This is a genomic window from Pigmentiphaga sp. MLSB6-MA01 (assembly GCF_058793475.1).
Genome location: NZ_JBXAFV010000010.1, coordinates 34172 through 47257, shown reverse-complemented (window position 1 = coordinate 47257; position 13086 = coordinate 34172). Strand labels below are relative to the sequence as shown.

Sequence of the window (13086 nt, the reverse complement as noted above, 5' to 3'; positions counted from 1 at the left end):
GGACGCGTGTCACGGTTCGCGGGGCGCGCCGCCCGGCATCCCGGCCAGGTCGATGAATTTCTCGGCCGCCGGGTTGCGCAGGTCCTGCCTGCGGACCGCGTACAGCTCGGTGGTGTGCTCCTCGGTGTCCACCAGCGGTCGGTAATGCAGCGCGCCGGCCCACGTAGCCTGGGCCGAGGCCGGCACCAGCGCCGCGCCCACGCCCGCCTCGACCAGGGCCAGCATGGTGGGCAGGATGCTGGCCTGGACCACGTGCGGAACGATTTGCGCCGCCTGGAAGATCCGCTGGCACAACTCGTACGAGTACGGCGCCTGGTCGGGAGAAAATCCGATCAGGCGCAGCCCGTCCAGTCTGGCGACCGGAACTTGTTCGAGATGGGCGAGGACATGGTCGATGGGCAGCGCCAGCACCAGCCGTTCCCGCGCGATGACGCTGTGCGCCAGGCGCGGATCCGCCAGGGATTTTTCCGGCGGCCGCAGCAGCGCGACGTCCAGCTTGTCGGCATGCAGCGCTTCGAGCATGGGCTCGGGGCGCATTTCCTCCAGCCGCAGTTCGACCTCGGGGTACTGGCGGCGGAACGCCGAGACCAGGCGGGGCAGGGTCCCGTAGATGGAGCTGGCGGTGAAGCCTATGGCCACGCTGCCGGCCGATCCGCTGGCGGCGCGCCGGGCCGCGTCCGCCGCGGCTTCGGCGTCCTGCAGGATCTTCCTGGCGCGGTCGTGCAGGATCCGCCCCGCGGGCGTCAGGCTGACCGAACGCGTCGTGCGGTGGAACAGCTCGGCCCCGATCAATTGCTCCAGCTGGCGGATCTGCTGGCTGAGCGGAGGCTGGGTCATGTGGAGCCGCTCGGCGGCCCGGCCGAAATGCAGCTCTTCCGCGACGACCGAGAATGTGTGGAGCAGGCGCATGGAAAGCAGTGGCACTTTTTTCCCGATGTGTGGAACGGCCCCGAGGGCTGTTCGTTCTATGGATATGGTTTCCCCGGCATGAAGACCCCAGCCCCCAATTTTCTCAGCGCGCTGTCCGCCTTGCGGGCGATGGAGGACGGCAGTCTCAGCAGCGAGGCCCTGGTGCGGGCCTGCCTGGATCGCATCGACGAGCGGGAGGCGACGGTGCGCGCCTTCGCGCACGTCGACCGGGAACGGGCGATCGTCCAGGCCCGGCAGGCCGACCGGGCAGGCGCCGCGGGGCGCTTGCGCGGCCTGCCGTTCGCCGCCAAAGATATCCTGGATTCCGCCGATCTACCAACCGCCTACGGTTCGCCCATCTATGCGGGCCATCGTCCGGCGGCCGATGCCGCCTGCATCGCGGCGGCCCGGGAGGCGGGCGGCATCCTGCTCGGCAAGACCGAGACCTGTGAATTCGCCACGCTGACACCGTGCGCCACGCGCCATCCGCAGGACCCGGCGCGTACCCCGGGCGGTTCGTCCAGCGGTTCGGCCGCCGCGGTGGCCGACGGCATGGTACCGCTGGCGTTCGGGACCCAGACCAGTGCCTCGATCATCCGTCCCGCGGCCTATTGTGGTGTCGTCGGCTACAAGCCGTCGTACGGCCTGATCAACACGTCCGGCCTCAAGCATGCGAGTCCCAGCCTGGACACGATAGGTGTTTTCGCCAGGGAGGTGGCGGACGCGCGCCATGCCGTGTTCGGTACGACGGACGCGCGCGACCCGGGGGCGCCACGGGTCGTGGTCTGCGAATCCAGCCTATGGGCCGCCGCGCGTCCGGAAACCGTCGAGGCGCTGCTGGCTTTCGCCCGCCGACTCGAACGCGGCGGCGCCCGGCTGCGGACCGCGCGCCTGCCGCCGGGCCTGGAGGCCGCCGTGGCGCTCCAGGCCCGGCTGTCGGCGTTCGAACTCCGGCAATCGCTGGCCCACGAGCGCCGGTGGCATCGCGATCGGCTCAGTCCGCGCCTGCGGCAGCGGGTCGAGGCCGAGGCGGAATTGTCGATGGCCGGGTACGCGGAGCTGCGGTCGTCCATGCGGACCGCGCAGCGCGAGGCCGCGAGCCTGTTCGTCGATGCCGATGTCCTGCTGTACCCCGCGGCCGACGGCGAGGCGGAGATCGGCATGGAAACCGGCTCACCGCGCTTCGGCGGGCTATGGACATTCCTGCACCTGCCCGCCTTGTCCATGCCCATGGGCCGCGGGCCGGCCGGATTGCCGCTGGGCGCCCAACTGGTCGGCGCGCCCGGCCGCGACCTCGACCTGTTGGCCGCGGCGGCGTTCGCCGAAGGGTGCGCCGCGGCGCCGTGACCGGGCGGTGCGCCTTGCGGGCTGGTGCGGGCCTGGCCCGCGGGGTATCGTAGGAGGTCCTTCGACCCGAAAGCCCTCATGAGCGCCCTGCCCAAGCCTCCGCCCGCCGGTTTCGACCGGCCTGCCGCTGCGCTGCCCGTCGTCATTCATGCCGCCGACGGCTATCCGCTGGGAGGCTTCGTCTGGCGCGGCATCGACGTGGGGGCGAGGACGAGGCCGGTGGTGATCATCAACGCGGCCACCTCGGTCAAGTGCCGCTATTACTTCCGTTTCGCCCAGTACCTGCACGACAACGGCATGGACGTCATCGCCTACGACTACCGGGGCATAGGCGAATCGCGCCCGGATCGCCTGCGCGGCTTCCAGGCGAGCTGGACCGACTGGGGCGCGCGGGACTGCGAGGCCGTGCTGGGCTATGCCGCCGCCATGTGGCCCGGCCGCGCGATCCACCTCGTGGGGCACAGCTTCGGCGGCTGGGCGCCCGCGCTGGCCGCGTCCTGTTCCCGCATCGACCGCATGGTCACGGTGGGGGCGCAGTTCGCGTACTGGCGCGACTACGACGCCGCCGTGCGCTGGCGCATGGCGGCAAAGTGGCACCTGGCCATGCCCCTGCTGGCGCGGGCGTGCGGATATTTCCCCGGCCGCAGGCTGGGCTGGCTGGAGGACACGCCCACCGGCGTCGCGCTGGACTGGAGCGCGCCCACGCCGCGCTACGAAGACCGGCCCAGCGCCCGCAGGACCTTCGGCGGCGGTCCCCTGCCGGCCGCCACGGCGCGGGCCGCCATCCTGGCCATCAGCCTGACCGACGACCCGTTCGGCACGGTAGCGGCCATCGAGCGCACCCTGGGGTATTTCACGCACAGCACGCGGACGCATCTGCGTATCGCGCCCGAGGACATCGGCAGGACGGCGGTCGGACACTTCGCGTTCTTCCACGGCGACTTCCAGGACCTGCTGTGGCCGCTGGCCCTGGAATGGCTGGGCGGCGCAAGCGTGCCGCATCCGGCCGCGCGGCGGGCGGACCGCGCCTGAGATCCATGCATTTACTGCATGGGCAATCCGAATCCTAACGTTGTCGCATACCCGCTTCACTCCTATCCTGGCTCCCGTCTCACAACACTATGAGCAGGAAGGAGGCAGACATGAAGCGAATGGACGTATCGGATCGGGCCGTCCCCGCAGCGATGCGCCGGCGTGGCGTGGCGCTGGCCGTGGCGGGCGCCCTGGTATGCGCGCATGTGATGCAGCCGGTGTCGGCCGCGGACCAGGCCTATCCGGAGAAACCGGTGCGTCTGGTCGTGGGATTCGCGACCGGCACGCCTCCGGAGATCATGGCACGCCTTATCGCCAACCACTTCACCAAGGCGATGGGGCAGGCTTTCTATGTGGATGCCCGCCCGGGGGCGGGAAGCACCATCGCGACCGCGGCGGTCGCCCGTTCCAGGCCGGACGGCTACACGCTCATGCTGGGGGTCGCGTCGGGCCTGGGGACCGGGCCTCACGTGATTCCGTCCGCGGGCTACGACCCGCGGCGCGATCTCGATCCCATCGGTTTCGTGCAGCGAGGCCCCTACTACATCAGCGTGCGCAGCGAGCTACCGATACATGACCTGAAGAGCATGCTGGCCTACCAGAAGAGCGCCGCGACGCCGCTGGTGTTCGGTTCGCTGGGAGTCGGCTCCGTGCATCATCTCATCTGGGAGCTCCTGATGGCCAAGAGCGGCGCCCAGTTCACCCATCTTCCGTTTGGCGGAACGCCGCAAATGGTCAACGAGGCCTTGGCCGGAAGAGTGGATCTCATGCTGGAGACGGCCTCCTCGCTCACGGTGCCTTATGTGAAGGCGGGCAAGTTTCGCTACATCGCCATGACCGGCGAGGCGCGCGGCGCCAAGTTTCCCGATGTGCCCACCGTCCGCGAGCAAGGGTTTCCCGAGCTGGAAAGCCAGTCATGGTGGGTGCTTGTCGCTCCCAAGGGAACGCCGGAAACCATCGTCGGGAAACTCAATGCCGAATTGGCGAAGGCCTTGCAGAGCCCCGACGCGCAGCAACTGCTCGACAGCGTCGGCGGAGCGAGCAGCGGAGCGGGAACGCCGCGGGAGGTGCGGGCGCTGATCCGCACCGAGTACGAGCGGTGGGGCGATGTCATCACCAAGGCCAACATCAAGGTCGGCGGCTGACTCAGCCAGGGCACCGGTCAATCAGGTCGATACAGCGAGAGGCGTGCAATGTTTCCTTATCCGGAAGGATATCTCTATCCAAAAAACTGCTGGTACATCGCCGCATGGCGTCACGAACTGGGTCGAAGCCTGCTGGGCCGGACCCTGCTCGGGGAGCCTGTGGTGATGTATCGTCGCGAGGACGGCGTACCGGTGGCACTGGCCGACCGGTGCATACACCGGCGCTATCCGCTTTCCCTCAGCAGGCTGGAGGGCGATGCGATCCAGTGCATGTACCATGGGTTCACGTTCGATTCGTCGGGAGCCTGTGTCCGCATTCCCTCCCAGGAACGCGTGCCGCCTGCGTACCGGCTGCGGGCCTATCCGCTCGCGGAACGGTGGGAAATGGTGTGGATCTGGATGGGCGATCCGGAGCTGGCCGATCCGGCCCGGATTCCGGACATGTCGGTCATGCACCTGGATACGCCCGGATGGCGGCCCGCCGTGGGCGGCCGGGTGACGGCGAAGGCACGCTACACCTTCATCCAGGACAACATCCTGGACCTGTCGCACCTGTCCTATCTGCATCATGACACCGTGGGCGGCATGCAGGTGGCGGCGACGCCGCCGCTGGTCGAAGACCGCGCGGACAGACTGTCGATCACGCGCGATGTGCGGGGGGACCATATCGACGATCTGCCGATCGCGGGTATCGTCGGAACGCGGGGCAGGGTCGATCGAAGAATGGAGGCGCATTTCTTCGCGCCCTCGCTGCACGTGACTTCTTCGTACTTCCGCAGCGCGAGCGAAGGGGGGGCCGAGCCGGGACGGGAGTTCGGCGGATTCCAGGTCATCCACGGCATTACGCCGGAAACGCCGCGCAGCACCCATTACTTCTACGCCACCACGCGCAACTTCCGCGCCCACGAGCCGGAATACGATGGCGAGCTGGCGCGAATGGTGCAGATGGCCATCGCCCAGGACGAAGAAGCCGCCAAATTGTGCGACGACATGGTCGAGATCGATGGGCTGCCGCCGGAAATGCACCAACGCGTGGACGCGGCGGCGCTCAAGGGGCGCAAGCGGGTCCAGGAATTGATGGCCCGGGAGCGTCGCGAGGTGGTCGCCATGGAGCCGGCGGGCCTTCCATCATGAGCCTCCCCAATTTCATTTTCATTCTTGCCGACGACCTCGGCTATGCGGACCTGGGCTGCTACGGCGGGCGCGCGCCCGTCTCGCCCAACATCGACCGAATGGCCCGGCAAGGCATGAAGCTCACCCGGGGCTACGCGAACTCGCCGGTATGCTCTCCAACCCGGTTCGCGTTGATGACCGGCCGCTACCAGTACCGCTTGCGCGGAGCCGCCGATGAGCCTCTGCATGGCCGCAGCGCCAGCCGAAGTGCATCGGGACTGCCTCCCGGGCATCCCACCATGCCGTCGCTGCTGCGCGCGCAAGGCTATCGGACCGCCCTGGTCGGCAAGTGGCATCTCGGATTCGAGCCCGATTTCGGACCGCTGCTCAGCGGTTACGACGAACACTGCGGCCTGATGTCTGGCGGCATCGACTACTTCACCCATACGGCGCCCAACGGCAAACACGACCTTTGGGAAAATGGCGAGCCGTTCCATTCCGACGCCTATCTGACCGACCTGTTTTCCGGAAAGGCGATCGACTTCGTGCGCCGCTGCGCGGCCAGTCGCGATCCTTTTCTCCTGAGCCTGCACTACACGGCTCCTCATTGGCCGTGGGAGACGCGCGAAGACCGCGAGCTGGCGCAATCGCTGGTCGGCAAGACCTTCCACCTGGATGGCGGCTCGGTGGAGGTGTACCAGCGCATGATCCATCATATGGACGAGGGTATAGGCGCGTTGCTGGCCGAGCTGGAGCGTCTTGGCCTGGATCGCAACACGCTCGTGGTGTTCACCAGCGACAACGGCGGCGAGAGATTCTCGGACAACTGGCCGCTGGTCGGGGGAAAGATGGATCTCACCGAAGGCGGGATCCGGGTGCCCTACGTCGTCCGCTGGCCCGACATGATCGCCCCGGACACCGTCAGCCGCCAGTTCGCGATGACGATGGACTGGATGCCCACGTTCCTGGAGGCGGCCGGCGCGCAAGGACATCCCGACTATCCGCCGGACGGGATGTCCTTGATGCCGCTGTTCCGCGATCCCGGCCTCGACCGCGGCAGGGAGTTGTTCTGGCGCATGAAGCATCGCAGGCAGCGCGCGATGCGCCGGGACAACTGGAAGTACCTGGCCATCGAAGGCAATGAATATCTGTTCGATATCGAGAAGGACAGCCGGGAGCGGGCCAATCTGGCGGGGCGGCATCCCGGGCTGCTGGCCGAGTTTCGCGGCCGCTACGAGCAATGGGAGTCGACGATGCCGCCCATCCCCGAGGATGCCCGCGTCACGCTGGTCTACACGGACAAGGACATGCCGCGGGTGTGACCTGGGACGCCGTGTTCATCCCGCTTCGCGAGCGAGCTGCTGCGCGTAGCGCCGGGCGGCGAGCCTGAGCGCGGAGAAGAGCGCCATGCTGACGGTCGTTTGCGAGAGATGGGAGGGGTGGAAGATTCCGACCGCGTGGCCGGGCAACGGATCCGTGATCGGCGGCAGGCTGATCCGCCCGGCCCGCTCGGCCTCCCAGGCAAGAGGATGGGCGATGAACCCGGCCAGCTCGCGCGACTGCTCGATGAACTGCAGGCTGGAGGCCGTGGATTCGCAATGCAGGACCGACCGGGGAGGTTCCAGTCCGCATTGGACGAACGCATGCTGGAACAGCTCGGTAGACGCTTCCAGTGAGCCCGAAACCACCCAGGGGAGCTTGCGCAGATCGGCCAGCCGGCGCCGATTGCGAAGACGGTGGCCGCGGGGAAGCGCGACGCGCATGGAAACGGAGAACAGCGATTCCACGCGATAGCCCTCGCGCCGCAACTCGGTTGGGAACGAGCCGACGGCCAGGTCGATGGCGTGCTCGCGGAACAGCCGGATGACGTCGGGGTAGGCGGATTCGACGATGCGGATGCGGGCCTGGGCATGGGTGCTTCGCACCAGTTCGATGGCGCCGGGAAGGATGGTGGCGATGGGCACGGCGGATGCGGCCAGACGGATTTCGGCGTGGCGGGATTTCAGCCACGCCGCCAGTTCCTCGCCTGCCCGCGCATCCTGGTTCACGAGCGACTCGGCATGCTCCAGCATGATGCGTCCGATACCGGTCAGCTCCAGGCGGCGGCCCTGCCTCGACAACAATGCCTGGCCCACTTCGGATTGCAGTTCCTGCAGCGACCGGGTGACGGCCGGCTGGCTCAGGCCCAGGGCCTCGGCTGCCGCGGTCACGCTGCCGTGCCGGTGGACCGCGACGAGACTCTGGAGTTGGACCAGCGTGCTCATGATGCGCGCTCCTCGGCCGTTCGCAGCAGGGCGGCCCGAAAGAACGCCGCGGCGGGTGTCAGTACCCGTTCCTCGGGAGTCAGCATGCAGATCTGCACGGTGCCTCCCAGGCCGCCGAGCAAGGGCGGCGCCAGCTTGCCTTCCTGGGCCCCTCGTTCGATCAGCAGGCGAGGTGCCAGGGTCAGCATGTCGGTGTCGGCCACGAAGCGCAGCGCGCATTCGACCGATTCGCACTGCAACGGGCAGTCAGGTGCGTCCAGGCCGTGCGCATGGAACATCTCGGGCAGGCCGAGGCCGGTGCTGGGGCCGGAGGCGATCCACGTACAGGTGGCCAATTCCCCGAGGTTCTTGGCACGGGCTTTCGCGTGGTCTTTGCGCATGGCGACCGCCAGGTGGGACTGGAGAGGAATGGGTTCTACCCGCAAGGTGGCCTGGTCCGTGCCGATCGGGGCCGGGCAGATGGCGAAATCGATGCTGCCGCGTTCGAAGTGATGCAGCACTTGGGGATAGACCGCCTCGGCCAGCGTGAGGCGGACGCGAGGGTAGCGCTCCCATAGCATGACGGCGGCCCGGGGGGCGAGCAGCCATCGGGGGACGGCCGATATCGCCACGCAGACTTCGCCGGTACCGTCTCCGGCCAGCTGCAGGCTGGTTTCGTGGACCTTGCCATGGCTGCGCACGATGCGCTGCGCATGGGGCAGCAATTGGCGCCCGAACTGGGTCAGGACCATGCCGGCCGGCCCGCGGGCCAGCAGCGTGGCGCCGAGGTCGGCTTCCAACTGCTGGATCGCCCGGGTCAGCGTCGGTTGCGCGATCCCCAGGCTGCGCGCCCCCGCTCCCATGCCGCCGGCGGCGACGGCGGCCACGAAGGCGCGCAATTGGCTGATTTGCATGCGCGTGTCCTGTCCTTGTCATCCCGGATGGAGCGCATAGTACCGGCTGTCACCGGTCAGCGGGGATCCGGCGGATGATTCAGGTCACCACCGTCAGGAACCGCTCGTTCAACTCGCGAGTATGGTAGAACACGCCCCGGCCCATCTCCTCCCAGGACCAGGTGATGGGTTCCATGTCCGGGTAGAAGTCGTAGCCGCCGCAGAACGTCTCGAAACGGTTGCCCGATGGATCGAAGGCGTAGATGGTCGTGCCGCGCGTGATGCCGTGGCGCAGCGGCCCGATGTCGATGGGGACCCGGTGTACGGTCATGAGGTCCGCCGCGTGCAGTACTTGCTCCCATGTTTCGAGCTGGAACGACAGATGGTGCAGCGTGTCGTCGCGTTCGTCCCGCACGAAAGCGATGTCATGGGCCTTGTTCGAACAGCTCATCCAGACCGCCATGTCGGTCTGGCCATCCTCCATCAGGATGCGTTCGACGATGGAGAAGCCGAGAACCTGGGTGAACAGGTCGCGGCTGCCATCCAGGTCGCCGCCATGGATCTGCCAATGATCGAGGCGGATGGGGGAAATGCCCTGCCTGTTGGCGATGATCGCTTCGGGGTTGTGGGTGCCGAACGCGGAACCCACGCGCGTCCGTTGCGCGTAAAGTTCGAAGACGTGGCCGGTCGGCGCCTGGAAGCGGACGCGCTCGCCGGTCTCGGGCAGTTCCCCGGCGGCCACGCGCTCGGTCGCCACGCCATAGTCCTTCAAGTCGCTCTCCAGCCTGTCCAGCGTGGCGGTGTCGAAGACCTTGAACGCATAGCAGTCCATGCCGGCCCGGTCGGCCGGGCGCAGGATGACGCTGCTGTGATCCTGCTCGTCCAGGCACTTCAGATACGCCCGGCCCGAAGCGTCCCGCTCCACCAGTTTCAATCCCAGGACGCCTGTATAGAAACGCAGGGCCTCGTCCATGTCCATTACGCGCAATTGGCAGTAGCCAGGCCGCAGCACGCCGTTCATCGCCATCGTTGGTCTCCTTTCCATTCGTTTTCATGGTGGCACCTGGGCCGGCGGAGCGTCCAATACCGGTAGCGTGGGACCTATGCAGAAAAGCTATGGGTACCTTTTCCTGTTTCCCGGGCTACATCGTTCACAGGATGGGCTGCAATGCCACGGCCTCGATTTCCACCCGTACGCCGTAATGCAGCGCCGGCACGGGTACAACGGCCCGCGCCGGCCGCGCGTCGCCCAGCACGCGGCGATAGGCCTGGTCGAAGGCCGGCCAGTGCTCGACGCCGGCCAGGTACACCGTGACTTTCATGACGTCGCGCCAGCCGCAGCCCGCCGCGGCCAGCGCGGCTTGCACATTGCGCAGCGCCAGGGTGGCTTGTTCGTCCAGCGGCAAGTCGGCCCGGGGCTCGCCCGCGGCATCCAGCGGCAGTTGTCCGGACACGAAGGCGAGGCCGCCGCCAGCGGCCACGTGCGAGTAGTGGCCGCGTGGCGCGGCAAGGCCGGCCACGGCGGGGAAGGCGGCATCGTTCATCACCACCCTCCGAAGCGCGGCCAGTGGGCTTGGACGCGGGGATCTCCCGCCACGACGGCATAGGAAGCGTGCTGGGCGGCGGTGGCGCAGGCGTGGTTGGGCAGGATGCGCAGCAAGGTGCCTACCGGCAGCATGGGCGTGGCGGCGGGATCGGCGCGGTGGCGGACGATGCCGTGTTCCTGGTTCGCGTCGATCATGATCAGGTCTTGCAGCGGCCGGCCTTCCAGGTCGCAGACCAGGCCGTAGCCCTGGTCCACCGGTTGCCTGGCCGTGCCGCGGTCGCGCGACATGGCCATCCAGCCCGCGTCGGTGATGAGCCAGCCTTTTTCCTCTTGGTGGCCGATCACGGTGCACAGCACGGACAGGGCGATGTCGTCGGTCAGGCAGACGCCCAGGCCGTTCATGACCAGGTCGAAGAAGACGAACACGCCGGCCCGCACTTCGGTGACGCCGTCCAGCGAGCGCGCGAAATGCGCGGTGGGGGTGCTGCCCACGCTGACCACCGGTGCCGCGTGGCCGGCCTCGCGCAGGCGCCGCGCGGCGCGGACCGCGCCCGCGCGCTCCTGCTCGGCCATGGCGGCGATGGCCTCGGTGGAGCGGCAGTTGTAGGAGTCGCCGGCATGGGCCAGCACGCCCGCCACCCAGGCGCCCTCGCCTTCGCGCGCAGACAGGCGGGCGGCGATCTCCAGCAGCACGGGGTCTTCGGGCTTGACGCCGGACCGGTGCCCGTCGGTATCGATCTCGATCAGCACGGGCAGTTGCAGGCCATGGTCGCGCGCATAGGCGAAGGTGGCCGCGGCCGCCTCGGTATTGTCCAGGATGATCGTCAGCGTAGCGCCTCGCCGGGCCAGGCGTTCTACGTGAGGCAGCTTGGACGGCACGATGCCCACGGCATAGAGGATGTCGGTCCAGCCGTGGTCCAGGAAGTACTCGGCTTCCTTCAGCGTGGAGACGGTGATGGGCGTGCCGGGCGGACCCAGGCGCCGCGTGACGTCGGCGGACTTGTTGGTCTTGACGTGCGGCCGCAGCGCGACGCCGAACGGCGCCAGCCGCTCGCGCAGCCGCGCGATGTTGCGGTCCATCTTGTTCCGGTCCAGCACCAGGACCGGGGTGTCGAGTTCGTTCAGTTGCATGATGTGCCTGGATTCAATCGATATAGACGTTCTTGGCCTCGAGTATGGGGCGCAGGCGGGCGATCTCGCCGTCCACCAGCCGGGCGAGGTGGCCGGGGGTATTGTCGGCGCGGGCGGGGAATTCCACGCCCACGTCGCGCATCTGCCTGACCAGCGCGGGGTCGGCCAGGGTGTCATTGATGGCGGCGTTGAGTTTGTCCACGATGGCGGGCGGCGTGCCGCGTGGCGCGAACAGCGCGTTCCAGGAGCGGAAGTCGATGGCGGTCCTGCCGCTGCTCTGTGCCGTGGCGACCTTGGGCAGGCCCGGAAAGGGCTCGCGCGTCAGCACGGCCACGGCCCGTACCCGCCCGCTGGCGGCCTGCGCCAGCGAGGTGGTGGTCTGGTCGCACATGAAGTCGGTCTCGCCGCCCATCAGCCCGGTCATGGCGGGCGCCACGCCCTTGTAGGGCACGTGCATGACCTCGGCCTTCATGTCGCTCAGCAGCAGCAGGCAGGCCAGGTGCGCGATCGAGCCCACGCCCGCGCTGCCGTACGACATGGCGGCCTTGTGGGCCTGGAGGTAGTCGGCGAACTGCGGGAAATCGTTGACCGGCAGGTTCTGCTTGACCAGCAGCAGCACCGGCGCCGACCCGACCTGGCCCAGGGGCTCGAAATCCTTGCGTGCGTCGTACAGCGGCTTGCGATACATGATCATGTTGGCCGCATGCGTGCCTATGGTGCCGAAGCCTATGGTATAGCCGTCGGCGGCCGCGCGGGCCAGCTTCTGCATGCCGATCGAGCCGCCGGCGCCGCCCACGTTCTCCACCACGATGGAGACGCCCAGCCGTGGCCCCAGCTTGGCCGCCACCGCCCGCCCCAGCGCGTCGCTGGGACCGCCCGCGGGGAAGGGCATGATCAGGGTGATGGGCTTGTCGGGCCAGGCCTGGGCGCAGGCGGAAGAGGCGGCGGCGAGCGCGAACAGCGCCCCCGCGGCGATGGCGGCGATTTTCATGGGGACTCCTGGAAGGGGAAAGGTCCGGCGGCGTGGGGTTGTCAGCCGCGCCGGGGGCTGTTGGCGAGTGCCAGTGCCGGCAGGATGCCGCGCGCTTCCTGGCGCGCCGCCGGCGCGCCGGCGGGCAGCGGCAGCCCCACGCGGTTGTGCCAGAAGGTGTCCAGGCCGACGGCCGAGGTGCCGAACAGGTCGTAGCCGGATCCGGCCACGAACAGCGTGTTGCCGGGCTGGGCGCCCAGCTCCTGCAGGGCGAGGCGGTAGGGACGGGGGTCGGGCTTGTAGTAGCCGGCCCGTTCCGAGGTCACGACCACGTCCATGGGAACGTTCAGGAGGCCGGCGGCCAACCGGCCCAGCCGTTCCGAGCAATTGGTCACCACGCCCAGCCGGTGCGTGCCGCGCAGGCTTTCCAGTACCGTCGCCACGCCTTCCCAGGGAGCGAGTCCGGCCCAGCGTTCCTCCAGCGCGTCGGCGGCGGCCAGCGGCAGTCCGGTCTCGGCCGCGGCTTCCCGCACCAGGGTCTCGTACGGCCGGTAGGCGCCGCAGGCATAGGTGCGCTTCAGGTAGGCGGCGCGCCAGGCGCGGCCCGCCTCTTCGCCGCCGGCCGCGCTGTTCCATAGTGTCCAGGAGTCGAGCAGCGCGGTCAGCAGGTCGAACAGGACGAAATCGTATTGGCGTGTCATGGCGGTCGGGAAAGGTCGGTGAATGACGGCCAGTTTAGGAGCCGGGCGGTCTGATG

General features: G+C 68.4%; 13 protein-coding genes. 5 read left to right on the top strand and 8 right to left on the bottom strand.

Annotated elements, in window-relative coordinates:
• Nucleotides 1-9: 9 nt before the first annotated feature.
• Entirely contained in the window at nucleotides 10-924 is a 915-nt protein-coding gene (locus AC1Q6E_RS16965; RefSeq protein ID WP_492573152.1) for a LysR substrate-binding domain-containing protein, read from the bottom strand.
• A 63-nt stretch (nucleotides 925-987) separates the two neighbouring features.
• Here AC1Q6E_RS16965 and AC1Q6E_RS16960 point away from each other — a divergent pair, with 63 nt between their 5' ends.
• The 5 genes from AC1Q6E_RS16960 to AC1Q6E_RS16940 all read left to right on the top strand — a co-directional run bounded on the left by AC1Q6E_RS16960 (nucleotide 988) and on the right by AC1Q6E_RS16940 (nucleotide 6868).
• Nucleotides 988-2256, top strand: a complete 1269-nt coding sequence (locus tag AC1Q6E_RS16960; protein WP_296561108.1) for an amidase — start codon at nucleotides 988-990, stop codon at nucleotides 2254-2256.
• 78 nt (nucleotides 2257-2334) lie between these two features.
• Nucleotides 2335-3288, top strand: a complete 954-nt coding sequence (locus AC1Q6E_RS16955; protein ID WP_492573151.1) for an alpha/beta hydrolase family protein — start codon at nucleotides 2335-2337, stop codon at nucleotides 3286-3288.
• Between the two features lie 110 nt (nucleotides 3289-3398).
• The gene (locus AC1Q6E_RS16950; protein WP_492573150.1) at nucleotides 3399-4433 is read left to right on the top strand and encodes a Bug family tripartite tricarboxylate transporter substrate binding protein; all 1035 of its coding nucleotides are present in this window, start codon (nucleotides 3399-3401) and stop codon (nucleotides 4431-4433) included.
• A 48-nt stretch (nucleotides 4434-4481) separates the two neighbouring features.
• Entirely contained in the window at nucleotides 4482-5567 is a 1086-nt protein-coding gene (locus AC1Q6E_RS16945; RefSeq protein ID WP_152798330.1) for an aromatic ring-hydroxylating oxygenase subunit alpha, read from the top strand.
• The gene (locus tag AC1Q6E_RS16940; protein WP_296561099.1) at nucleotides 5564-6868 is read left to right on the top strand and encodes a sulfatase family protein; all 1305 of its coding nucleotides are present in this window, start codon (nucleotides 5564-5566) and stop codon (nucleotides 6866-6868) included. The genes AC1Q6E_RS16945 and AC1Q6E_RS16940 overlap by 4 nt, the downstream gene beginning before the upstream one ends.
• A gap of 15 nt (nucleotides 6869-6883) precedes the next feature.
• Here AC1Q6E_RS16940 and AC1Q6E_RS16935 read toward each other — a convergent pair whose 3' ends face one another.
• The 7 genes from AC1Q6E_RS16935 to AC1Q6E_RS16905 all read right to left on the bottom strand — a co-directional run bounded on the left by AC1Q6E_RS16935 (nucleotide 6884) and on the right by AC1Q6E_RS16905 (nucleotide 13030).
• Entirely contained in the window at nucleotides 6884-7810 is a 927-nt protein-coding gene (locus AC1Q6E_RS16935; RefSeq protein WP_492573149.1) for a LysR family transcriptional regulator, read from the bottom strand.
• The gene (locus AC1Q6E_RS16930) at nucleotides 7807-8703 is read right to left on the bottom strand and encodes a LysR family transcriptional regulator (RefSeq protein ID WP_152798327.1); all 897 of its coding nucleotides are present in this window, start codon (nucleotides 8701-8703) and stop codon (nucleotides 7807-7809) included. Before AC1Q6E_RS16930 ends, AC1Q6E_RS16935 begins: the two co-directional genes overlap by 4 nt.
• A 79-nt stretch (nucleotides 8704-8782) precedes the next feature.
• Entirely contained in the window at nucleotides 8783-9709 is a 927-nt protein-coding gene (locus AC1Q6E_RS16925) for a catechol 2,3-dioxygenase (protein WP_152798326.1), read from the bottom strand.
• A 124-nt stretch (nucleotides 9710-9833) separates the two neighbouring features.
• Nucleotides 9834-10226, bottom strand: coding sequence for a RidA family protein (locus AC1Q6E_RS16920; RefSeq protein ID WP_152798325.1), 393 nt, complete (start codon nucleotides 10224-10226; stop codon nucleotides 9834-9836).
• Nucleotides 10226-11359, bottom strand: a complete 1134-nt coding sequence (locus tag AC1Q6E_RS16915) for an alanine racemase (protein WP_296561093.1) — start codon at nucleotides 11357-11359, stop codon at nucleotides 10226-10228. The genes AC1Q6E_RS16920 and AC1Q6E_RS16915 overlap by 1 nt, the downstream gene beginning before the upstream one ends.
• 13 nt (nucleotides 11360-11372) lie before the next feature.
• Complete coding sequence (locus AC1Q6E_RS16910; protein ID WP_152798323.1) at nucleotides 11373-12350, bottom strand: tripartite tricarboxylate transporter substrate-binding protein; 978 nt, start codon at nucleotides 12348-12350, stop codon at nucleotides 11373-11375.
• A gap of 41 nt (nucleotides 12351-12391) precedes the next feature.
• Nucleotides 12392-13030, bottom strand: coding sequence for an HAD family hydrolase (locus AC1Q6E_RS16905; protein ID WP_492573148.1), 639 nt, complete (start codon nucleotides 13028-13030; stop codon nucleotides 12392-12394).
• Nucleotides 13031-13086: the final 56 nt, after the last annotated feature.